21 protein-coding genes are annotated in these 21,909 nt (G+C 67.5%); 12 read left to right on the top strand and 9 right to left on the bottom strand.

The window, feature by feature from the left end; translation table 11 throughout:
• The first annotated feature begins 129 nt into the window (after positions 1-129).
• On the top strand, positions 130-1,392 hold the full coding sequence (locus QM774_RS07895; RefSeq protein ID WP_414975361.1) for a MazG family protein: 1,263 nt from the start codon (positions 130-132) through the stop codon (positions 1,390-1,392).
• A 10-nt stretch (positions 1,393-1,402) separates the two neighbouring features.
• On the opposite strand, the gene QM774_RS07890 is transcribed toward QM774_RS07895, so the two are convergent.
• Positions 1,403-1,885 (bottom strand): hypothetical protein, encoded by a 483-nt coding sequence (locus tag QM774_RS07890; RefSeq protein ID WP_414975360.1) that lies wholly within the window; start codon positions 1,883-1,885, stop codon positions 1,403-1,405.
• Between the two features lie 267 nt (positions 1,886-2,152).
• Here QM774_RS07890 and efeU point away from each other — a divergent pair, with 267 nt between their 5' ends.
• The 3 genes from efeU (at position 2,153) to efeB (ending at position 6,289) form a co-directional block, all read left to right on the top strand.
• Entirely contained in the window at positions 2,153-3,754 is a 1,602-nt protein-coding gene (gene efeU / locus QM774_RS07885) for an iron uptake transporter permease EfeU (protein ID WP_414975359.1), read from the top strand.
• Entirely contained in the window at positions 3,735-4,946 is a 1,212-nt protein-coding gene (efeO, locus tag QM774_RS07880) for an iron uptake system protein EfeO (protein WP_414975358.1), read from the top strand. The genes efeU and efeO overlap by 20 nt, the downstream gene beginning before the upstream one ends.
• Positions 4,947-5,059: 113 nt before the next feature.
• Entirely contained in the window at positions 5,060-6,289 is a 1,230-nt protein-coding gene (gene efeB / locus QM774_RS07875; protein WP_414976615.1) for an iron uptake transporter deferrochelatase/peroxidase subunit, read from the top strand.
• On the opposite strand, the gene QM774_RS07870 is transcribed toward efeB, so the two are convergent.
• Positions 6,282-7,529, bottom strand: a complete 1,248-nt coding sequence (locus QM774_RS07870; RefSeq protein ID WP_414975357.1) for a DUF5995 family protein — start codon at positions 7,527-7,529, stop codon at positions 6,282-6,284. The two genes, efeB and QM774_RS07870, sit on opposite strands and share 8 nt — an antisense overlap.
• 3 nt (positions 7,530-7,532) lie before the next feature.
• Complete coding sequence (locus QM774_RS07865) at positions 7,533-8,756, bottom strand: oxygenase MpaB family protein (protein WP_414975356.1); 1,224 nt, start codon at positions 8,754-8,756, stop codon at positions 7,533-7,535.
• A 217-nt stretch (positions 8,757-8,973) separates the two neighbouring features.
• Here QM774_RS07865 and QM774_RS07860 point away from each other — a divergent pair, with 217 nt between their 5' ends.
• The 7 genes from QM774_RS07860 to QM774_RS07830 all read left to right on the top strand — a co-directional run bounded on the left by QM774_RS07860 (position 8,974) and on the right by QM774_RS07830 (position 14,825).
• Positions 8,974-9,708 (top strand): lytic transglycosylase domain-containing protein, encoded by a 735-nt coding sequence (locus QM774_RS07860; protein WP_414975355.1) that lies wholly within the window; start codon positions 8,974-8,976, stop codon positions 9,706-9,708.
• A gap of 91 nt (positions 9,709-9,799) precedes the next feature.
• Positions 9,800-11,077 carry a phosphopyruvate hydratase gene (gene eno / locus QM774_RS07855; RefSeq protein ID WP_414975354.1) on the top strand — a complete coding sequence of 426 codons (1,278 nt, stop codon included), beginning with the start codon at positions 9,800-9,802 and terminating at the stop codon, positions 11,075-11,077.
• 18 nt (positions 11,078-11,095) lie between these two features.
• Positions 11,096-11,704 (top strand): FtsB family cell division protein, encoded by a 609-nt coding sequence (locus QM774_RS07850; RefSeq protein WP_414975353.1) that lies wholly within the window; start codon positions 11,096-11,098, stop codon positions 11,702-11,704.
• Complete coding sequence (locus tag QM774_RS07845; protein WP_414975352.1) at positions 11,701-12,264, top strand: DUF501 domain-containing protein; 564 nt, start codon at positions 11,701-11,703, stop codon at positions 12,262-12,264. The genes QM774_RS07850 and QM774_RS07845 overlap by 4 nt, the downstream gene beginning before the upstream one ends.
• Complete coding sequence (locus QM774_RS07840; protein ID WP_414975351.1) at positions 12,261-13,202, top strand: exopolyphosphatase; 942 nt, start codon at positions 12,261-12,263, stop codon at positions 13,200-13,202. The genes QM774_RS07845 and QM774_RS07840 overlap by 4 nt, the downstream gene beginning before the upstream one ends.
• Positions 13,203-13,401: 199 nt before the next feature.
• Positions 13,402-14,052 carry an ATP-binding cassette domain-containing protein gene (locus QM774_RS07835; RefSeq protein WP_414975350.1) on the top strand — a complete coding sequence of 217 codons (651 nt, stop codon included), beginning with the start codon at positions 13,402-13,404 and terminating at the stop codon, positions 14,050-14,052.
• Complete coding sequence (locus tag QM774_RS07830; RefSeq protein ID WP_414975349.1) at positions 14,049-14,825, top strand: ABC transporter permease; 777 nt, start codon at positions 14,049-14,051, stop codon at positions 14,823-14,825. The genes QM774_RS07835 and QM774_RS07830 overlap by 4 nt, the downstream gene beginning before the upstream one ends.
• Before the next feature lie 7 nt (positions 14,826-14,832).
• On the opposite strand, the gene QM774_RS07825 is transcribed toward QM774_RS07830, so the two are convergent.
• From QM774_RS07825 to QM774_RS07800, 6 genes are all read right to left on the bottom strand, one after another.
• On the bottom strand, positions 14,833-15,507 hold the full coding sequence (locus QM774_RS07825) for a phosphatase PAP2 family protein (RefSeq protein ID WP_414975348.1): 675 nt from the start codon (positions 15,505-15,507) through the stop codon (positions 14,833-14,835).
• Between the two features lie 320 nt (positions 15,508-15,827).
• Entirely contained in the window at positions 15,828-16,367 is a 540-nt protein-coding gene (locus tag QM774_RS07820) for a DUF4395 domain-containing protein (protein WP_414975347.1), read from the bottom strand.
• Positions 16,368-16,452: 85 nt separating this feature from the next.
• Positions 16,453-18,306 carry a DNA helicase RecQ gene (gene recQ / locus QM774_RS07815; RefSeq protein ID WP_414975346.1) on the bottom strand — a complete coding sequence of 618 codons (1,854 nt, stop codon included), beginning with the start codon at positions 18,304-18,306 and terminating at the stop codon, positions 16,453-16,455.
• 4 nt (positions 18,307-18,310) lie between these two features.
• A complete protein-coding gene (locus tag QM774_RS07810; RefSeq protein ID WP_414975345.1) occupies positions 18,311-18,610 on the bottom strand; it encodes a hypothetical protein in 300 nt (99 codons plus the stop codon).
• A gap of 168 nt (positions 18,611-18,778) precedes the next feature.
• Positions 18,779-19,969: a fatty acid desaturase family protein gene (locus tag QM774_RS07805; protein WP_414975344.1), complete on the bottom strand. Its 1,191-nt coding sequence runs from the start codon at positions 19,967-19,969 to the stop codon at positions 18,779-18,781.
• A 32-nt stretch (positions 19,970-20,001) separates the two neighbouring features.
• The gene (locus QM774_RS07800) at positions 20,002-21,087 is read right to left on the bottom strand and encodes a ferredoxin reductase (RefSeq protein WP_414975343.1); all 1,086 of its coding nucleotides are present in this window, start codon (positions 21,085-21,087) and stop codon (positions 20,002-20,004) included.
• Positions 21,088-21,212: 125 nt separating this feature from the next.
• On the opposite strand from QM774_RS07800, the gene QM774_RS07795 reads away from it, so the two are divergent.
• Entirely contained in the window at positions 21,213-21,908 is a 696-nt protein-coding gene (locus QM774_RS07795; RefSeq protein WP_414975342.1) for a TetR family transcriptional regulator, read from the top strand.
• Position 21,909: the final 1 nt, after the last annotated feature.

Here is a 21,909-nt window from a genome sequence, read left to right as displayed (position 1 = left end):
GCTTGTCGAAAGGAGCTCGCTTCGACCGGTGGTTCCTGAGCTCATGCGTCCCGTGTCGAAACCCGTCCGTGTCGACTTCGTGCGCGCAGGGACTAAGGTTCAACCTGAGGCGAACCTGGAGGTTTTGCAATGACCGTGGTCCTGTTGGATCCGACTCAGCCCGACACGATTCCGGTGGCGGCGGCACCGCTGCTCGGCGGGCATGTGTACGTCACCGAGGGCGTCAACACTCATGTGCTGTGGGGTGCACGGTCGTACGACTTCGTCGGTGACGGGTCGCAGGTGCCGTATGACGCGGTGGTGGTGACCGCCGATCTGGACAACCCGGTGGTGCGCGCACGACTGCAGGGCGGCGATCAGCTGGTCCGCGGCAATCCGGTGCCCGGTACCCAGTTGCTGAAGGCCGTCGATCTGATGGACCGGCTGCGTCGCACCGGCCCGTGGGAGAAGCAGCAGACCCACGATTCGCTGCGCCGCTACCTGCTGGAAGAGGTGTACGAACTGCTCGACGCCTTCGACACCGGCAGTGCCGAGGATGTGCGATCCGAGCTCGGCGACCTGCTGCTGCAGGTGCTCTTCCACGCGCGCATCGCGCAGGACTCGGGGGTGGACCCGTTCGACATCGACGATGTGGCGCAAAGCTTCGTCGACAAGGTGTCGTATCGGACGCCCGGCGTCCTGAACGGTGAGCACGCCGACCTGGAGCGGCAGATCCGCGAATGGGAGCAGGCGAAGGCCCGTGAACGGAACCGCGGCAGTGTGCTCGACGGCATCGTGCGGTCGCAGCCGGCGCTCGCCCTGATCCAGAAGCTGCTCGAACGCCTGGCCGCCGCGCAGTTCCCGGAGTCGGTGATCAGCCCGAACCTCACCCACATCGACGTGCCCTACAAGAAGGGTTCCCGCGACAGCATCGAGGATCTGCAGCGTCGCCGCGCGATCGTTCTGATGGAGCAGGTGGCCGACGCCGAACGCAAAGCCGCCGCGGACGGTGTGCTGCCGCGCGACGAGCAGACCTGGCGGCACTACCTGGGGATTCAGGTCGAGATCCCCAACGAGTTCACGGTCACCGAAGCCGTCATCGACAACGACGACGACGCCCTGACGGTCACCTCTGCCACCGCCGCGCACACCGACGAGGACGACGACGATCTCGCCGACTACGCGGCGATCGACGCCCCCGCGCGGGCCGCGGACTTCGCCGGCAACGCAGAAACGACCGGTGAGCTGGAGGCGGTCACCGAATTCCCCGAGGTCGACGACTTCCCGGCACCCCCGCCGCCCGCGCAGAAGGTCGCGAAAGATCCCATCGCCGCCGGCGAACGGCCCATCGAAGTCAAGTACCAGAAGGCGAAAATGCCGCGGATGGTCGTGCAGATCAAGTCCGAGGACTGATCCTGACGCGTTAGCCGCTGAGCTTGCAGGTGAAGACGGTCGTGAACGGCAGCTGGGAGTCGCCCTGGGTGCCGGTGGCGACAGCGGTGCCATCGACCTTGAACGTCGCCGTCTTGGCGGCGTCGTCGAGCTTCACCAACTGTGTATCCGCGCGACCCATGTCGGCGTCGGTGTTCAACGATGCCGACATCACACCGTCCGTCGGCGGCAGCGACGCCAGCGTGGCCTTCATCGTCTGCGGCGTGTCGCCCCGCAACTGCAGAGAGAACTCGCTGTTCGTCGCATAGCCGACACCGCCGGTGATCGAGCACTCCGTCTTCGCCGGGTCGACGTTCTTCGGCGTCTGACCGTTGATGGTGAACATCGGGGTTTCCGCACCGGTCTGCGGCATCGTCGACGCGGTCGGCGTCGTGTCGGTGTGCGACGAACACGCTGACAGCGAGACGACAGCAGCACCAGCGAGAACAGCGGCGGCAACAAGGCGGGGCGTCATGGAGACCACGGTAACAACGGGCGGACCAGGGGAGCGGGACGCCACAAGGGTGGTTTCGACGCGAGTGGCGTGCTCACTTCGTTCGCGCGTCACTCGGCTCAACCGACGGACAAGCGTCACTCGGCTCAGGCGACGGACCGCGGGTGCCGGGAATGTCGGGAACAGCCGGGACCTTCGACTCTTAAGTGTCGCCGGAACAAAACGGACAGGGTAGCCTTGCCTCCCTATGGGTCTTTTGGGGGTCCGGGAGAGAGGGTCGAACACACCGTGCAAGGCATATTTTTCGCGACCCTCCTGATCGGACTCCGCGAAGGCCTCGAAGCCACCCTGATCGTCAGCATCGTCGGCGCCTACCTCAAACGGAACGGCCAGTCGTTGCGTCCGATGCTCCTCGGTGTCGGGGCGGCGATCCTGATCAGCATCGCCGTCGGCGTCGGCCTGGACCTCGCGTCGGCGGCGCTCCCGCAACGCCAGCAGGAGATGCTCGAGACGGTCATCGGCGTCGTCGCCGTCATCTTCGTCACCAGCATGATCGTCTGGATGAACAACAACTCCTTCAAAATGAAGGGGGAGCTGGAATCCGAAGCCGCAGAAGCCCTCAAGACCGGCGGCTACGCGATGGTCACCATGGCGTTCCTGGCCGTCCTCAAAGAAGGCTTCGAAACGTCCGTCTTCCTGCTCGCCGCCATACAGGCGAGCGGATCCAGCGGCTTCTACGGTCTCGCCGGCGCCGTTCTCGGTATCGCGATCTCGGTCGGTATCGGCTACGCCATCTACGTCGGCGGCGTGAAGATCAACCTCGGCCGGTTCTTCAAGATCACCGGCGTCTTCCTCATCTTCGTCGCCGCCGGCCTCGTGATGAGCGCGCTGCGCACCGGGCACGAAGCCGGATGGGTGAACATCGGGCAGCAGCAGGTCGCCGACTTCTCGTCGTGGATGCCGAAGAACTCCATCCAAGGGGCCTTCCTCTCCGGCATGTTCGGCCTGCAATCCGATCCGCGACTCATCGAAGTCGTCGGCTGGTTCGCCTACGCCGTACCGGTGCTGATCATCTTCCTGTGGCCGCAGAAGTGGACGCCGACGGAAGCGGCCGCCCGCCGGAAACTGTTCGCCTCACTCGCCGCCGGACTGACCGTGGTCGCCGCGTGCATGGCCCTGTTCATTCCGGCCAGCGCCAACCAGCTGCCCGGCAACACCGTGCACGTCACCGACACCGCCGGACACCCCGTCACGGTCACCGTCACCGGCAGCGGGTCGACGCGCACCCTGACCACCACCGGCGACCAGGACGGCACGAACACCGTCACGCTCGACTCCGCCGGAAGCGGCACCGCCTCCGGCGTCGACGTCGACATCTGGCAGAAGCGTGACGCCCTGCCCGCCGACCAGAACGCCGGCACCATCACCCTCGAACAACTGCTGCAACTCAACGGTGGCCGCCTGCCCGTCGGCCTGGCGCCCGATCGCACCCCCGGCCCGTTCGCCGTGCAATGGTCCGGCCGCGTCGAATACGAAGCCCAGACCAGCGGCGACGCCCTCGTGTCCGCACACGCCACTTCCAGCCGGGTCGCGACCCTGACCGGGGGCGGCCTCACCGGCACCAAGACGGTCAGTGCCGGCGGCCGGGACACCGACTGGGCCGTCTCCGACGACGACGTCGCCCGACTCGCCGCCCAGGTGAACTCGGTGGACCAGTCACGCGCCGAACGCGCCCTGTGGCGGATCTGGATCCCGATCCTGCTGCTCCTCGGCGCCCTCTACCTCGCCTACCGGGCGTACCGGAGCCGACCGGCTCCACCCTCCCCGATCGAAAGGAACCCCGACAACAATGAAGAACAAGGAGAACGCGATGCGATCGTCACTTCCTAAGGCGTGGATCGCCGTCCCGGCGCTCGCCGCCGTCTCGGCCGCCGCCCTCGCCGGCTGCTCCAGCTCCGACGACTCGTCGAACGGCAAGGTCAGCACCGTCAACATCACGATGCAGAACAACGGCGGCTCCGATGAGTGCGCCATCGACCAGAAGTCCGTGCCGGCCGGCCCGGTGACCTTCAAGGTCGCCAACAAGAGCGCCCCCGGCATCACCGAGGTCGAGGTGCAGAAGGACCAGCGCATCCTCGGCGAGAAGGAGAACCTCGCACCGGGACTCGACCCCGTCCAGTTCACCGTCACCCTCGACGGCGGCGACTACACCGTGTACTGCCCGGGCGCCAAGGACGAGAAGATCCCGTTCACCGTCACCGGCCAGGCCGCCGCGGCCCCGACCGGCTCGGTGCAGACCATCCTGGCCGACGGCACCAAGGAGTACGGCCAGTACGTCGACACCCAGATCGCCTCCATGGTCGAAGCCGTCGGCACCCTCAACTCGGCCGTCCAGTCCGGTGACGTCCAGGCCGCCAAGGATGCCTACGCCAAGGCCCGCCCGTTCTACGAGCGTGCGGAGGCCCAGGTCGAGGGCTTCGTGCTGCCCGGCTTCAAGGCCGACGACAACGCCGGCAACCTCGACTACCTCATCGACATGCGTGAGTCGACCCCGGTCGACGACAAGGTCGGCTGGAAGGGCTTCCACGCCATCGAGCGCGACCTGTGGCAGAAGAACGCCATCGATCAGGGCACCAAGGACTACTCGACCGAACTGGTGACCAACGTCGGCAAGCTCAACGACGTCGTCAAGGGCCTCGACTACAAGCCGGAGGACCTCGCCAACGGCGCCTCCGACCTTCTCGAAGAGGTGCAGAACGGCAAGATCACCGGTGAAGAGGAGCAGTTCTCGCACCTCGACCTGGTCGACTTCGCCGGCAACCTCGAAGGCGCGCAGCAGGCGTTCGTGTCGCTGCGTCCGGGCCTGGAGAAGATCGACCCCAACCTGGTCACCCAGATCGACCAGCAGTTCCAGGCCGCGCAGGCGACCATCGACTCCTACCGTGACCCGTCGGCGCTCGGCGGCTACAAGGAGTACACGCCGGAACTGAAGGCGTCGGACTCGGCGAAGCTGCAGGCCGCGATCGCGCCGCTGCACGACTCGCTGTCGACCCTCGCGGAGAAGGTCGTTCAGGCCAACTGATGTCGGACAAGCAGCCCCCGTCCGGCTCCGGCGATTCCACGCCGGAGCCGGACGGCTCGTCCCACACCTCGGAAACGGTCACCGCGGAATCGTCGGCATCCGGCGACTCCGGAATGTCGCGCCGCGGTTTTCTCCGCAACGCCCTGCTCACCGGCGCCGGCGGCGTCCTGGTCGGTGCGGCCGCGGGTGCCACGGCCGACCACTTCCTCGAATCGAACTCCAATGCGATCGACCTGAGCGAGGCCGTCCCGTACTATGGGCAGACCCATCAGGGCGGCGTCGATACGCCGCCGCAGCACTACAGCATGTTCACCAGCTTCTCGCTGGCCCCCGGTGCGACGACCCGCGACCTGCAGGTCCTGCTCGCCCGATGGTCGGCGGCCGTCTCCATGCTGCAGGCCGGCAAACCGATCGGCGTGGTCGAACCCGACTCGCCCGTCCAGCCCGGCGTCGACACCGGGGAAGCCTACGGTCTGAGCCCGGCCAGTCTCACGGTGACGATCGGGCTGGGCCCGTCGATCTTCGGTGACCGGTTCGGTCTGGCACGCTTCAAACCGGCCACGTTCGCGGATCTGCCGAAACTCAACGGCGACCTGCTCGATCCGGCGCTCACCGGCGGCGACATCAGCCTGCAGGCCTGCGCGAACGACCCTCAGGTCTGCTATCACGCCGTCCGCAACCTGGCCCGCATGGGCCGTGACACGGTCGCACCCCACTGGACGGTCCTCGGCTTCGGCCGCGCCTCGGCCGGCCGAGGCCAGGAGACCCCGCGCAACCTGTTCGGCTTCAAGGACGGCACGCGCAACATCACCACCCCCGACGATTTCGAGAAGTTCGTCTGGGTCGACGACGACGATCAGCCCTGGATGAAGGGCGGCACCTATCAGGTGGTCCGGAAGATCCGGATGCTGCTGGAGACCTGGGATTCCGACCGGGTCGGCGATCAGCAGGACATCTTCGGCCGCGACAAGGGCGAGGGGGCACCCCTGACCGGCAAGCACGAGAAGGACACCCCGGACTTCACCGCCACCGGTGCCGAGGGCAAGCCCGTCATCGATCCCAAGTCGCACATCGCGCTCGCCGCCCACGAGAACAACGACGGCGTCAAGATCCTCCGGCGCTCGTTCAACTACACCGAAGGGCTGAGCCCGGAGGGCACCCTGGACGCCGGACTGCTGTTCATCTCGTACCAGAACGATCCGCAGCACTTCATCACTCTGCAGAACCGGCTGGGCGCCAGCGACCGGATGAACGAATACGTGCGACACATCGGATCGGCGATCTTCGTGGTGCCGCCGGCGCCCGACGAGGGTCACTACGTGGGCGAGCAGCTGTTCAAGTGACCTGCTGGGCGGCCACCGCCCGCTCGAACGCCTGCACGCGATGCCGGCCGACGTGGAAGCCTTTGCGTCCCAGCAGATCGTCGCGCACCGACGGATGGATACGTGCCGCGACGGGTACCCACCACGGTTTGTGGCTGCGGGGAAGATCGGCGAGCAGCCGGTCCGACGCGGCGGTAAACACCGGTGCCAGACGCAGATAGTCGGGCAGGAACTCGCGCAGATCCTGTTCCGGGTAGCGGGCACGCTGGACGTCCAGCAGCGCATCCGGCAGGTCGGTGTCGATGTGGGCGCTCACCCCGGCCAGCAGGCCACGCATGACCGGCCGCTCCGGATGCCGAGCATCCTCGCTCTCGCAGATCGACCACGCCTTCTGCCATGAGCCTCGGCACGGTTCGCCGGCCTGATACGACCGCAGTGCCCGGGTGAAGTAGTCGTGGAACACCGGAATCAGCGCGAGCACCCAGTCCGGATGGTCCAATGCGTCGTCCTGCGCCCCGCGACTTCGTCGACCGTCGGCGACGGCGATCATCTCCTCGGTGACGTACTGGTACACCCGCGCGAACCACTGTTTGGGGTCGTCGTCGGCGGCCAGCTCATCCCCGATCCGGCGCTGCTCCGCCAGGGATGCTTCGGCCGCGGTGTGGAGGGCGGCGAGGTCTCCTTTCGACAAGCTCAAGGAGCGTGGAGGCGTGCTCAGGTCCGCTCCTTGGTCCCTCACATCCGATCCTTGAGCCCCCATGTCCGCTCCTTGAGCCCCCACGTCCGCTCCTTGAGCCTGTCGAAAGGAGCCCGCTTCGCCGGACCCGCCGAGCGAGGCGGCGATCTCCTCCAGAGCGTCGAGGGATTCGCCGACCTGCCGGCCGACGATCCGGGCGAACGGGGCCGACAGTCCGGCGGCCAGCGTCATGTCGACGGTCCACGTCAGCCGGCACCCCGTCGGGGTCTCGACGAGGGTCTGCACGCCCCGGTGGGCGAGGAGTAGCGGCCCGCCGTCGTAGACGCGGTAGACGAACCGTCGCGGGACGTCGGCCACCTCCACCACTTCGCGGAGGGTGGCACGGTCACCGGGCAGGCGGACGCGGCGCAGCGCACCGACAGCGTCGGGCCGGTCACCGACGCCCGCATTCTGCAGGGTGATCGGGGCGGTGGACCACCGGTTCATCTGGTCCGGCTCGGTGAGCAGCCGCCACGCGGCGGCCGGGCTGCACGACAGATCGCGGACGTGCCGGAATCGGGCCACGGGCTACGACGCCGTCTCGAGGTCGCCGCTGTCGGCTTTGCGATAGCGCTTGCCGAGTTCGGGGTGAGCCAGATCGAGTCCGAGCCGTGAGGTCACCATGCGCAGTTCGCGTCGGGCGACCGTGTGATCGGATCCGAGCAGGCCCATCGACCGCAGTACTTCGCGGGATCGGACGACCGGCCGGGCGAGGACGACGAGATTGTTGAGCCGGCTCGGCCGCAGGCCCAACGCCTCGGCCATCTCCGGTTCCATCCACCGCGACGACAGCGTGGCGAAGAACGGTTTGAGGAACGGCCGCGCGAGCGAATACACGGCCGAGTTGAGCGGTCCGGGCAGACCGAGGTCGGCGGTGTAGCCGTCGTGCAGGAGGGCTTTGACGAGCGCCTTGCCGCTCTCGTCCGGCTCCATCCGGAAGTCGGTGGCGATCCGGTAGATCGTTTCGGCGTCGGCGTAGCTGGTGGGCAGCAGTTTGTCGTCGACGCCCATCACCCAGCCGATCCAGCGCCACAGATGGGTGATCGCTTCACGTTCGGCGGGCGAGTAGCGCAGCCCGAAGTCCTTGCCGACCTTCAGTGGGATGGCGAGGAATCCGGCGGTGATCGTGAACTGGCTGTAGGTCTGATTGATGGGGACGCCCCAGGCTTTGACGTCCCAGTCCTGGCGCTGGATCAGGTGGTGGCGAACCATCGCGTGGACCAGCCGGATCCGGGCGGTCTCCACCCAGCCGGGGGCGCCGATGTCCATCTGGTCGGGCGCTGTCGCCAGTGCCACCCAGCGTGCGGTCGCGTAGACCCGATCCCAGGTGCCGTCGGTCAGCCGTCCCGTCTCGGCGAGGGGGCGGGTGAAGCCGCGTGCCTGGTAGCCGTAGATCAGCGACTGGTAGAGCGTCGACGACTGCAGTGACCCGAAGCGCCACCACGCGTCGGCACCCGCGCGGGCGAGTGCCGGGTCGAACCATGACGGCGGCGTGGTGGCCCGGGTGAGGAACTTGGTGAGCGCCGGCGGCAGGCCGTCGACGTCGTGAGGAGTGTCGAGGGCGCCGATCGTCTCGGCCCAGCCGAGCCCGGCGCCGGAGAAGAATTCGGCGACGACGGCGTCGGCGAGGGCGTCGCCGCGCATGAGCCCGCCCGCCATCGCGTCGACGTGGCCGGGATACTGCTCGCGCATGTCATCCCAGTTGCGGGCACCGGTGATCGAGGCGGCACGGGCGGGTGAGACTGTGACCATGGACACAGTCTGTTCCTGTCCTCTGCAAAGGTCAATGACATCGAATGGAAAATCTGTGTCTTTCTCGGATCGGGGTGTCCGGAACCGTGTCGGGGTTTGCGACGTTGACAGTGTCGACGACTACCCTCGCCGAGGGGATCGCCCGCAGAACACGGGAAAACGGTCACTCAGTGACCACGATCCCGCAGTTTCACCACACCGAGAGGCAGGGATCACGATGACCGTCACACGACGTCGTCTTGCGGTGCCCGCTCTCGTCGGTGCCGGGGTGATCGCGCTGTCCTCCTGCAGCCTGATCGACAAGCCGAACATCCCCGAGGGCATTCCGCCCGGTGCCGGCATCCAGCAGCCCTACCTCGACATCCAGGCGAAGGGACGCACCGCCGACGCCCTCGCCGGCTGGGCGACGCCCATCGCGAACGACACCGGGATTCCGCTGTACTCGCTGGAGGCCTACGGCAACGCCGCCGAGATCCAGCGGCAGCAGCATCCCGAATGCGGGATCACCTGGACCACGCTCGCCGGCGTCGGCGGAGTGGAGAGCAAGCACGGCACCCACCACGGCGCGCAGGTGCAGCCCAACGGCGACGTGACGCCGCCGATCCGCGGCATGTCGCTGGACGGCACCAACGGGAACTGGGAGATCAAGGACACCGACCAGGGCAAGCTCGACGGCGACACGCAGTACGACCGTGCGATGGGGCCGTTCCAGTTCATTCCGGAGACCTGGGCCCGCTACGGCGTCGACGCCAACGGCGACGGTGTCGCCGACCCCGACAACATCGACGATGCCGCCCTCTCCGCCGCCCGCTACCTGTGCGCGTCGGCCGGCGGCGACATGACCACGCCGAAGGGTTGGGAGAAGGCGATCCTGACCTACAACAACTCGATGGACTACGTCATCCGGGTCCGCGATCACGCCAACGCGTACTCGATCAACGTCCGCTACTGACCACCGGCGGCGCCTCCATTACGCTGGAGCCCGTACCCGTCGGCGCTGTGGTCCGAGCGCGCCGACACAACCCGGCGAATGGGGCTGACAAGTGGCAATTATCGAGCAGGTCGGGGCACGCGAGATCCTCGACTCCCGCGGCAATCCGACGGTCGAGGTCGAGGTCGTTCTCGACGACGGCACCTTCTCCCGCGCGGCGGTTCCCTCCGGTGCCTCCACCGGTGAGCACGAGGCCGTCGAGCTGCGTGACGGCGGTGACCGCTACAACGGCAAGGGTGTCACCAAGGCTGTCGAGGCCGTGCTCGGTGAGATCGCTCCCGAGGTGATCGGCATCGACGCCGACGATCAGCGTGTGCTCGACCAGACCCTCGTCGACCTCGACGGCACCCCCGACAAGTCGCGTCTGGGCGCCAACGCGCTGCTGGGCGTCTCGCTGGCCGTCGCCAAGGGCGCCGCCGAGTCGGCCGGCCTGCCGCTGTTCCGTTACGTCGGCGGCCCGAACGCCCACATCCTGCCGGTCCCGATGATGAACATCATCAACGGCGGCGAGCACGCCGACAACGGCATCGACTTCCAGGAGTTCATGATCGCCCCGATCGGCGCTCCCACCTTCAAGGAGTCGCTGCGCTGGGGTGCCGAGGTGTACCACTCGCTCAAGTCCGTGCTCCACAAGAAGGGCATGAGCACCGCCCTCGGTGACGAGGGCGGCTTCGCCCCCGATCTTCCGGGCACCGACGCCGCCATCGAGGTGATCGCCGAGGCCGTCCAGAACGCCGGCTACAAGTTCGGCAGCGACATCGCGATCGCCCTGGACGCCGCCTCGACCGAGTTCTTCGACAACGGCAAGTACACCCTCGAAGGCAAGAAGCTCGGCTCGGACGAGATGGTCAAGGTCTACGAGAAGCTGATCGCCGACTTCCCGATCGTGTCCATCGAGGACGGTCTGGCCGAGGACGACTGGGACGGCTGGGCCGCGCTGACCGAGGCGATCGGCGACAAGGTGCAGCTGGTCGGCGACGACCTGTTCGTCACCAATCCGGAACGCCTCGAGGAGGGCATCTCCAAGGGCATCGCCAATGCGCTGCTGGTGAAGGTGAACCAGATCGGCACCCTGACCGAGACCCTGGACGCCGTCACGCTGGCCCACAACAGCGGCTACAAGACGATGATGAGCCACCGCTCCGGCGAGACCGAGGACACCACCATCGCCGACCTGGCCGTCGCCTGCGGTTGCGGCCAGATCAAGACCGGTGCCCCGGCCCGTTCCGAGCGCGTCGCCAAGTACAACCAGCTCCTCCGCATCGAGGAAGGTCTCGGCGACGCCGCGCGCTACGCCGGAGACCTCGCGTTCCCGCGTTTCTCCGCCTGACCGTGAGAAGCTGAGTTCATGGCAGTCGAGTCCGGGCGCAGCCGCCGGGCACGGTCGACGGGGCGCTCCCATGCGCCCGGGTCGGCCCGCCCGGCGGTTCGTCGCGCCCGGACCCGGGCGCCCGGGTCGTCGTCGACCACGTCGGCGGAGATCCCCGTCGAGGAGAACGTCGACGTCCCCGAGGGCGACGACCTGTTCGAGGAGACGCCCGCCGCCACGCGCACCTCGCACGGTCTGCGGGAACGACTGTCGTCGGTCAATCCGAAGCGGGCTCTCGGCCTGCTCGCGATGATCGTCTTCCTGGCGCTGACCCTCGCCGTCCCGGTGCGCACTTACTTCGGGCAGCGGGCCGAGTTCAACCGGCTCACCGAGTCGAACCGGGAGCTGGCCACCGAGGTGGAGCAGTACCAGCGCCAGATCACCGAACAGAACGATCCGGCGTTCATCGAGAACCAGGCGCGTGAACGCCTGCAGATGTACTTCCCGGGAGAGAAGCCCGTCGTGATGTCGTACCCCGCGAGGGAGAAGCAGCAGGAGGCCGACCGCCAGGCCCGCGAGTACACGGCGAACCCCTGGTACGAGAACCTCTGGGATGCGGTGGCCACCCCGCCGCCGGTGGGCAAGTGAGCGCCACCGACGCCGAGCTGCAGATCGTCGCCAAGCAGCTCGGGCGTGAACCGCGCGGCGTCATCGAGGTCAGCTACACCACCCCGGACGGGCAGCCGGCCGTCGTGAAGACCACACCCCGACTGCCGGACGGCACCCCGTTCCCGACGCTCTATTACCTGACCGATCCGCGGCTGACCAGTGCGTGCAGCCGACTGGAGTCGGCCGGTGTGATGAAGGAGATGAGCGGCCGTCTGCTGTTCGATCAGCGCCTGATCGACGGCTACCAGGCCGCCTACGAGAGCTATCTCGCCGAACGCAACGCCATCGAGGATCTCGGCACCGACTTCACCGGCGGCGGCATGCCCGACCGGGTGAAATGTCTGCACGTCCTGGCCGCGCATTCGCTGGCGAAGGGGCCGGGCGTCAATCCGCTCGGTGACGAGACCGTCGCGCTGCTGGCCGATCTGGAGAAGCTGCGCGGTATCGCGGTACCGGCCGACTGGCCCGAAGCCACCCGTGACTGGACGCGCGTCGGCGACGACTCCCCGAAGGATTCGCCGGGAACGGATGCGCAGTGAGGGTCGCCGCCGTCGACTGTGGCACCAACTCCATTCGCCTTCTCATCGCCGACGCCGACGAAACCACGCTGACCGACGTCGTCCGCGAGATGGTGGTCGTGCGCCTCGGGCAGGGCGTCGATGCGACCGGACAGTTCGCTCCGGAAGCCATCGAACGCACCCGTGACGCCCTCGCCGGCTACGTGCAGCAGATGAGGGCCCACGGTGTGGAGCGTGTCCGCATGGTCGCGACCTCCGCCACCCGTGACGCGAGCAACCGCGACGACTTCTTCTCGATGACCGCCGACCTGCTCGGCCAGGTGGTGCCCGGCGCGGTGGCCGAGGTGATCAGCGGTGAGGAGGAGGCGGCACTGTCGTTCCGGGGCGCCGTCGGCGACCTGGATCCGGCGGACGGCCCGTTCGTGGTGACCGACCTGGGCGGCGGCAGCACCGAGATCGTCACCGATGCGGCCGCCTACTCGGCGAACATCGGCTGCGTGCGCCTCACCGAGCACTGCCTGCACTCCGACCCGCCCACCGCCGACGAAATCGCCGCCGCCGAGTCGTTCATCGACGAACGTCTGGAGCCGGCGTTCGCGGCCGTCGACGTCTCCGCGGTGCGCACGTGGGTCGGCGTCGCCGGCACCCTCACCACCATCGCCGCCCTCGATCTCGGTCTCCCCGAATACGATTCGGTGGCCATCCACCTGTCCCGGCACGGTCTCGACGACGTCGAGCGGGTCTGCGATCGGTTGGTCGCCGCCACCCGCGCCGAGCGTCTCGCGCTGGGGCCCATGCATCCGGGCCGCGCCGATGTCATCGGCGGTGGTTCCCTGGTCACCAATGCGCTGGCCCGCGAGTTCGCGTCCCGCGCACACCTCACCGAGATGGTGGTCAGCGAACACGACATCCTGGACGGCATCGCCCTGGGACTCGTCGCTGCGCCCGATGGTCCGTGACCGTCACGTCGCTGGTTGAGCCGGACCCTGCCACGTCGCTGGTTGAGCCGGACCTGACTCATTCCGCTGGTTGAGCTCGACCTGACCTTCCCGCTGGTTGAGCCGGACCCGAGGCGCTAGCCGAGGGGCCGTGTCGAAACCCCGACCGCGCGCACGTGGCCCCTCGTCGACCCGCCTCGGCGGGCGTTAGGGTTAGGCCATGGGCGTCCTGTTCGCGTTCGAGGCGGTGTCGCTCGCCCGTGATGCGACGACCATTCTGGACGAGTTGACCCTCGACGTCCCCGATGCCGGGGTGACCGCGGTGGTGGGACGGTCCGGTTCGGGCAAGTCGACGATGCTGCGCTGCGGCAATCTGCTGGAGTCCCCGGACTCGGGTCGGGTGATGTTTCGGGGAGAAGATCTCGCCGGACTCGATCCGCGTGCCCATCGCCGACGGGTCGCGATGGTGTTTCAGCGGCCGACGGTCTTCCCGGGCACGGCTTTCGACAATCTGCGGGCCGCCGACCCGGAGCTGGGCGAGGTCGGTGCGGCCGGGCTGCTGGACCGTGTGGGTCTGTCCCACGAGCTGCTGCACCGGGAGGCCGATCACTTCTCCGGCGGCGAAGCCCAGCGTCTGTGTCTGGCCCGCGCCCTCGCCACGTCGCCCGAGGTGGTTCTGGCCGACGAGTGCACGTCCGCGCTGGACGGCGATTCGACGCGGGTCCTGGAAGATCTGGCCCGCACGCTGGCCGACGACGGGATCCCGATCGTGTGGGTGACTCACGACCGGGAACAGATGGCCCGGATCGCCGACCACATGATCGAACTGGACCAGGGACGCCTTCTGGCCGCACAGGAGGTGACCCGGTGAGCGGAAGCACCGTCGGCTGGCTCGGGCTCGGGATCTCCCTGATCTTCCTGGCGGCGGCGACCCTGCTGGCGGCCGCGCAGCGGCTGCAGATGAGCCGCACCATCGTCGTCGCCGTCGGGCGGTCTCTGGTGCAGATGGCGGTGGTCGCCGCCGCCCTGGTGCCGATCGTGAATCCGAAGACGCCGATGATCTGGTCCTGGCTGTGGGTGGCGCTGATCATCGGATTCGCCTCGGTCACGGTGGTTCGGCGAGTGCCGCACGTCCCGGGACTGCTGACGGTCTCTCTGCTCGCGCACCTGGTGGTCGCGGTCATCAGCCTGGCGATCGTGTTCGGATTCCAGATCTTCGCACTCGACGGCCGCTCGCTGGTGCCGGTCAGCGGCATGGTGATCGGCGGTGCGATGAAGGCGGCCGTGGTCGCCGCCACCCGGGTGGCCGAGGTGACCAGCGAGCATCGCGACGAGATCGAAGCCGGCCTCGCGCTCGGCATGAGTGTTCCGGGCGCCTCGCGCCGGCTGGTCCGTCAGTCGCTGCGTACCGCCATCTCGCCGCAGCTGGAGCAGATCGCCGGTCTGGGCATCGTGTTTCTGCCGGGGGCCATGACCGGCATGATCCTGGCCGGCGTCGCGCCGTGGGATGCCGTGCGCACCCAGCTCGCGCTCATGTACGTGATGTTCGCGGGGGTGGTGATCGCCGCGCTGATCACGGGACTCGGCACCCTCCGCGGCCTGACGACCGACCGGCAGACGGTGGTCCAGCTCGCGCGGTCCTAGCCCGGTGCTACGTCACTGTACGGACAGGTGAGCTCAGCGAGCGCCGAAGCCACCTGTCGACAGGAGCCGACTCCACCGCCGACGTGACCACCAGCGCGCTTCCGGTCCCGACCAGAACGGCGCCGACGGTATCGGTCAGCCAGTGCATGCCGAGATAGGTGCGCGACCACATGATCGCGGCGATCACCACCACACCCGACACCCACGCCGCATCGGCCCACAGGCGTGGCAGCCACGGAACCACCACGAGAAGGACGACGACGATCAGTGCCGTCGTCCCGGTGACATGCCCGGACGTGTACGACGCGCTCGAATCGTGGTGCGCCAGCTGGACGGCGGCCGGAGGACGGGGCCGGTCGACCGCGACCTTGAGCACCTCGGCGATCACGAACGCCGCCACCGCCGCACCGGCGATCTGCACGCCGCGCAGCAACGTCCGGTCCAGGAACGCGACCACCGCGCCGACGACGACCGCCGCCAGCAGCATGAGAACAGGGCTGAACACATCGGTGATCAGCTTCGCGAACTCGGTGACGTGAACGTTTCGGTGCCCGGCGACAAAGTGCAGCCACGACGAGTCGATGCCGATCGGTCCCGGGTGCGCGGCGAACACGACCCCGCCGATGCCGGCGAGGACGAGCAGGCTCGCGCCGACCGCGACCCGGATGCGTTGAGTGCTCATCGGACCAGCCTGGTCGACGAGCACTGAGGAAACACTGAGTGGACGCCAGGTGTCGGCCAAGGAACCCGAGTCTCCGCTCCTTGAGCTTGCCGAAAGGAATGCTCGCTTCGACAGGCTCAACGAGCGTTTCGGCCCGGCTTGAGTCTCCGCTCCTTGAGCTCGTCGAAAGGAATGCTCGCTTCGACAGGCTCAACGAGCGTTTCGGCCCGGCTTGAGTCTCCGCTCCTTGAGCTCGTCGAAAGGAACGCTCGCTTCGACAGGCTCAACGAGCGTGTGAAGTCAACCGAGCGTGTGAAGGCTCGACGGGCGGGTGGGGCCGTTCAGGCGCCGAAGCGGTTGCACTCCTCGCAGACGCTCGCCGGGATGACGCCGGCGCGCTGCAGATAGCCGAAGGCGATGCAGCCCAGGCAGACGCCGAAGGCGGCTTCGAGGAACGCCGCCACGATGAGGGCGCCGGTGACGATCTGCGCCGCCAGACCGTGGTGGGTGAGCGACAGGATGAGGGCGGTGCCGGAGAAGACCAGGCCGATGGTCTGCGCGAAACGCTTCGGCGGACCGGGGACCAGCTTCTCCTTCTTCACCACATTCGGCACGATCACATGCACCGCAAGACGGCCGAACGGCGAGTACTTGGGTCCACCGGCGACGCGCAGGGCGAAACCGAGAGTGAGGATCGCGTACAGCCACCACTGGTTCACCACGGTCGCCGCGACAGCGAGCACGATCACCAAGGCTGCGGTGGAGCGGGCGGCGTAATCGTTGACCGGATTCGGGAACTCCAGCGCCTTACGCCAGCCCGTCGCCGGCCGGTCGGTGTCGACCGTGATGGACGAGTCGGTCTGGGTGAACAGGTCGGGCATGCCGGCCAGGCTACCGGCCGTCAACGCAGCAACCCATGGTTGCGCTCACCGTGATCGGAAAGCCGGTGAGGAGGCGGGCGACCGATCAGGCGGTGGCGGTGCAGATCTCGATCACGGCCTCGCCGTACTTGTCGGCCTTCGCCTGGCCGACGCCGGAGACCGTGAGCAGATCGTCGACGCTGCCCGGCCTCACCTGAGCGATCGCCTCGAGCGTCTTGTTGGAGAACACCGTGTAGGCGGGGGCGTCGGCCTCCTTCGCGACCGCCGACCGCCAGCGGCGCAGCGTCTCGAAGAGGGCGGCGTCCTCACCGGTGAGTTCGGTGGCGGTGCGCTTGCGTGCGGGCCGGGAACGAACCGCCTTCGTGTCCTCGCGCAGAGTCACCGGGACCTCGCCGCGCAGCACCGGGCCGGCGGCATCGGTCAACGTGAGCACGCCGTAGTCGCCGTGCGGCGCCAGGATGCCCTGGGCGATCAGCTGCCGCACCACACTGCGCCAGCCGGACGCGTCGAGTTCACCGCCGATCCCGTAGGTGGACAGCTTGTCGTGCCCGAACTGGCTGATCCGCTGATTCTCCTTGCCGGTCAGGATGTCGACGATGTGGCCGGCACCGTACGACTGGCGGTACTCCTTGGCCAGACGCCACACGGTCGACAGGACCTTCTGCGCCGCGACGGTGCCGTCATATGTGGCGGGCGGATTCAGGCAGGTGTCGCAGTTGCCGCAGGGCTCGATCTCCTGACCGAAATACCGCAGCAGCTGGACGCGCCGGCATTCGGGCGTCTCGCACAGCGCCAGCATGGCGTCCAGCAACCGGCCCTGCGCCATCCGGTGCGCCTGATCGCCGTCGGACTGCTCGATCAGCCGCCGCTGCTGCACGACGTCGGCCAGCCCGTACGCCATCCACGCCACCGACGGCAGACCGTCACGTCCGGCGCGCCCGGTCTCCTGGTAGTAGCCTTCGACGCTCTTCGGGAGGTCGACGTGCGCGACGAACCGGACGTCCGGCTTGTCGATACCCATGCCGAAGGCGATGGTCGCGACCACCACCACGCCGTCCTCGCGGAGGAACCGATGCAGGGTGTCCGCGCGGGTCCGGGCGTCCAGCCCGGCGTGGTACGGCATGGCGTCGACGCCGTTCGCGGCCAGGAACGCCGCGATCTTCTCCACGCTGTTGCGGCTCAGGGCGTACACGATGCCGGTCAGGGCTTCGGTGCCGTCGAAGCCCTCGGTGCGGATGAACTCGAGGAGCTGCTGCTGCACCCGATCCTTCGGTTCGATCCGGTAGGTGATGTTGGGTCGGTCGAAGCTGGAGACGAAGTGGCGGGCGTTCTGCAGGTGCAGGCGCTGGGTGATCTCGTCGTGGGTGCGTCGGGTGGCCGTCGCCGTCAGGGCGATCCGCGGGACTTCCGGCCACAGTTCTGCCAGCTCGCCGAGTGCCAGATAGTCGGGCCGGAAGTCGTGACCCCACTGGGACACGCAGTGCGCCTCGTCGATGGCGAGCAGTGAGATGGTCCCGCGTGACAGCAGATCGCGGATCGCCGGCCGGCTCAGGCCTTCGGGTGCGACGTAGATCAGGTCGAGTTCGCCGGCCAGATAGGCGCGCTGCACCTCGGCGCAATCCTCGGGAGCCTGCGTCGAGTTCAGGTAGGCGGCGTTGACGCCCACCTGACGCAGGGCGCCCACCTGATCGGCCATCAATGCGATCAGCGGGGAGACGACCACCGCGCAACCCTCCCGGACGAGGGCCGGCACCTGATAGCAGAGGCTCTTGCCGCCGCCGGTCGGCATCAGGACCACGGCGTCGCCGCCGTCGATCACATGCTGGACCACGGCCTCCTGGTCGCCGCGGAACGAGTCGAAGCCGAAGACGGTCCGCAGTACCTCGTACTGGTCGGGGAGACGATCGTCGTCGGGCCGGGGGCCGGCCGGTGCCGTCATCGCGTCAGTACTGCTCGTCGGAGTCGTCCTCGTCCGCATCGAGATCCCCGTCGGCGTCGTCGTCCTCATGGAGTTTCACGTCTTCGAGTTCGTGGCGCCGGCCCTCCACCTGGCGGCGCTCATCGGCCTCCGCGGCCTTGGTCGCCTCGCGCATCTCGAAGCCGTCGCTGATCAGGCCGCCGATCTCCTTGGACACGTCGACGACGGCGCTGGTGATGATCGACGCGATCGATCCGACCCGGTGCGCCGTGTTCTCCACGATCTCCTGGATCAGGTCCTTGTTGCGCTCAGCCTTGCCGACCACGGTGACTCCCCACGATGACTCCTCAGTGTCGTCTTGCAGCGACTGTACCCAGCAGATCGGACAGTGTGGGCCGCTGACCCGTACTGCCCCGTATGACGCCGATCATCGCGCGGACGGCGACGACAGGCGTCATACAGGGCAGTAGGGGCAGAGCGGGTGCGTCCGAGGTCAGGCGACCTTGGTGGTCCGGGTGGCCTTCGCGGCGTCGTGCGCGCGCTCGATGTGCAGGTGGACGTTGTTGTCGTCCTTGGTCCACGAGTTCGGCAGCGACAGCTTCGCGATCTTCTTCCAGGTGGAACCGAGCTGCTTGGTCAGGCCGCCGGTGTTGTACGGCAGGTCGTACTTCTCGCAGATCTCACGAACTTCCTTCGCCATCTCCGGGTAGCGGTTGGCCGGGACGTCCGGGAACAGGTGATGTTCGATCTGATGGCTCAGGTTGCCGCTCATGATGTGGAACAGCTCGCTGCCCTCGATGTTGGCGCTGCCCAGCATCTGGCGCAGGTACCACTCGCCCTTGGTCTCGTTCTCGGTCTCCTCCTTGGTGAAGGTCTGCGCCCCGGTGGGGAAGTGACCGCAGAAGATGATCGAGTACGTCCAGATGTTGCGGATCAGGTTAGCGCCCGCATTGCCGACCAGGGTGGTCGCGAAGAACGGTCCGGTGAGGGCCGGCCAGATCACGTAGTCCTTGAGGACCTGCTTGCCGGCCTTGCGCACCTGGCCCTTGACCAGGCCCTTGATGTCGTTCCACTTGCGTTCGCCCTGCACGATCTTCTCGACCTCGAGGTCGTGGAGCATGACGCCCCACTCGAACAGGAACATCAGTGCGGTCGCGTACGCCAGGTTGCCCAGGTAGTACGGGTTCCACTTCTGGTCGCGGGCCATGCGCAGGATGCCGTAGCCGATGTCACGGTCCTCGTCGATCACATTGGTGAACGTGTGGTGCATGTAGTTGTGGCTGTGCTTCCACTGCTCGCCCGGGCACACGGTGTCCCAGTCGAAGTCGCGCGAGTTGTAGGTGTCCTCGCGCATCCAGTCGTACTGGCCGTGCATCACGTTGTGGCCGATCTCCATGTTGTCGAGGATCTTGGAGATGCCCAGGGAGGCGACGCCCGCCAGCCACACCGGCGGGATGAACGGGACGTACATGGCGGCGCGGCCGGCGAACTCGAGCTTCCGCTGCGCGCGGATGATCCCGTAGATGTAGTCGCGGTCCTTCTGGCCGACGTCGGCCATGATCCGGGTGCGCAGCTCGTCGAGCTCGGCGCCGATCGCCTCGACCTGTTCGGCGGTCAGATGGACGTCGATCTGGTCGGAGTCCTTGCCGTCGTTGCGGAAGTAGTCGGTGATGTTGATGGCCATGGTTCTGCCTTTCGTGCGGTGGGGTGAGGGAGTCAGAGGTCCATGTCGACGTCGCCGACGGGCGCGTTGACGCAGATCTGGATGGGCTGGTCGGTTTCGGAGTCGAGTTCGCCGGTCAGGATGTTGCGGGTGCAGCCGGACTTGCGCACCGCAGTGCACGAGAAGCAGATACCCATGCGGCAGCCGTATTCGGGATTCAGGCCCGCGGCCTCGGCCTGCTCCAGGATGGTGCGGCCGTCGTTCTCGTTCTCCGTCTCGGACTTCGTGTAGGTGACGGTGCCGGTGATCGGCTGGTTCGGGTCGATGACCGGCGAGGTGTCGATGGTGAACGCCTCGCTGTGCAGGCGGTCGGACAGTCCGCGAGCCTCCATGAACGTGCGGACCTCATCCATCAGTGAGGCCGGGCCGCACAGAAACACCTGTGCTCCGGCCGAGGTGGCGAGCACGTCGAGGTGTTCGGGGCGGAAATGTCCGCCTTCCTCGCCGGCGGAGGGGCGGGTGTAGTGCAGCTGCACGTCGACGTTGTCGTAGGCGTGGGCGACGGTGGTCAGCTCGTTGGCGTAGGCGACGTCGTCGGCGTTGCGGGCGTAGTGCACGAACGTGATCGGGTCGGTGTGTCCTTCGGCGATCAGTGTACGCAGCATTGAGATAACAGGTGTAATCCCACTGCCGCCGCTCACCAGAACGGTGTGGGCGGGGCGCTCGACCGGGAGCGTGAAGTCGCCGGCGGGGGTGCCCAGCCCGAGCACGTCACCGACCTTCACGTTGTCCCGGAGGTGCTTGGAGACGAAGCCGTCGTCGTGTGCGGTGACCGTCAGCTCGATGGTCCCGGTGGCGTTCGCGGCATTCGCGGGGGAGAAGAAACGGCGGTGTCGGACACCGTCGATAACCGTGCTGACCTCGACATATTGTCCGGCCTCGTGTTCCTTCCACTGGCGCGTCGGCTCCAGGCGGAGGGTGACGGTGCGGTCGGTGCGGCGCTGGACGTCGAGGACCTTGCCCTTGGTTTCGCGCCAGGTGAGCATCGGGTCGACGAACTCCAGGTAGCGGTCGACGGGGTACGGCGTCGCGGTCGCTTCGACGAGGCGCTCGATGAGTCCGGAGAGTCGGCTTGCCATGGGTGGCTCCTTCGGGGCTGTCCGCTCAGTTCAGTGAACGGATGTACACAAAGAACGATGACACATCTCTCCGGAAGGCCGCAAGGACTTGTTGTGTGTCCGTCGTCACGCCCTAGACTGAATCCATGGCATCACGGTCGGACTCCGGAGGTGACGCACGCCGTCGTACCCGGAGCGATCGGGGTGAGAGCGGTTCGGGCGTCTCGCGCGCCGAGAAGAAGGAACAGACTCGGCAGGCACTGCTCGACACCACCATCGAGTTGGTGGACGACCGTTCATTCGGCTCCATCTCGCTGCGTGAGGTCGCGCGCGGCGCAGGGATCGTGCCGACCGCCTTCTACCGGCACTTCGCATCCATGGAGGACCTGGGCGTCACCCTCGTCGAGGATTCGATGCGGGTGCTGCGTCGGGGTCTGCGCGAGGCGCGCCGCGACCTGCCCAAAGGCGTCCTCGTGCCGACCGCCCGGGATTCCCTGAGGAGCCTGATCAAACAGGTGCGCGCCGACGAGGCCAAGTTCCGCTTCCTGGTCCGCGAGCAGCACGGCGGCGTGGCCGAGGTGCGTCGCGCGATCGACACCGAGCTCCGCCTGTTCTCGCGCGAGGTCGCCATCGACATGGCCCGCGTACCGGCTCTCGCCGGCTGGGACACCGAGGACCTCGAGGTGGTCGCCGAACTGTTCGTCACGATCATGACGTCGGCGGTCGCCGAACTGGTGGACGGCGACGGCCGGCCGGACGCCGAGTCGGCGATCATCCGAAGAACTGAAAAACAACTTGTTCTCGTAGTCCTCGGCATGGGGCAGTGGCACGGGAGAGAATGAC

The sequence above is a fragment of the Gordonia sp. (in: high G+C Gram-positive bacteria) genome (genome assembly GCF_047600565.1).
Taxonomy (GTDB): Bacteria; Actinomycetota; Actinomycetes; order Mycobacteriales; family Mycobacteriaceae; genus Gordonia.
The sequence above is the reverse complement of the archived record's forward strand: the minus strand, read 5'-3'. Positions and strand labels throughout refer to the sequence as shown.

Coding starts and splice junctions, on each gene's coding strand:
- QM774_RS07895 (WP_414975361.1), top strand. CDS start 130: ATGACCGTGGTCCTGTTGGATCCGACTCAGCCCGACACGATTCCGGTG.
- QM774_RS07890 (WP_414975360.1), bottom strand. CDS start 1,885: ATGACGCCCCGCCTTGTTGCCGCCGCTGTTCTCGCTGGTGCTGCTGTC.
- efeO (WP_414975358.1), top strand. CDS start 3,735: ATGCGATCGTCACTTCCTAAGGCGTGGATCGCCGTCCCGGCGCTCGCC.
- efeB (WP_414976615.1), top strand. CDS start 5,060: ATGTCGCGCCGCGGTTTTCTCCGCAACGCCCTGCTCACCGGCGCCGGC.
- QM774_RS07865 (WP_414975356.1), bottom strand. CDS start 8,756: ATGGTCACAGTCTCACCCGCCCGTGCCGCCTCGATCACCGGTGCCCGC.
- QM774_RS07860 (WP_414975355.1), top strand. CDS start 8,974: ATGACCGTCACACGACGTCGTCTTGCGGTGCCCGCTCTCGTCGGTGCC.
- QM774_RS07850 (WP_414975353.1), top strand. CDS start 11,096: ATGGCAGTCGAGTCCGGGCGCAGCCGCCGGGCACGGTCGACGGGGCGC.
- QM774_RS07835 (WP_414975350.1), top strand. CDS start 13,402: ATGGGCGTCCTGTTCGCGTTCGAGGCGGTGTCGCTCGCCCGTGATGCG.
- QM774_RS07825 (WP_414975348.1), bottom strand. CDS start 15,507: ATGAGCACTCAACGCATCCGGGTCGCGGTCGGCGCGAGCCTGCTCGTC.
- QM774_RS07820 (WP_414975347.1), bottom strand. CDS start 16,367: ATGCCCGACCTGTTCACCCAGACCGACTCGTCCATCACGGTCGACACC.
- recQ (WP_414975346.1), bottom strand. CDS start 18,306: ATGACGGCACCGGCCGGCCCCCGGCCCGACGACGATCGTCTCCCCGAC.
- QM774_RS07805 (WP_414975344.1), bottom strand. CDS start 19,969: ATGGCCATCAACATCACCGACTACTTCCGCAACGACGGCAAGGACTCC.
- QM774_RS07800 (WP_414975343.1), bottom strand. CDS start 21,087: ATGGCAAGCCGACTCTCCGGACTCATCGAGCGCCTCGTCGAAGCGACC.
- QM774_RS07795 (WP_414975342.1), top strand. CDS start 21,213: ATGGCATCACGGTCGGACTCCGGAGGTGACGCACGCCGTCGTACCCGG.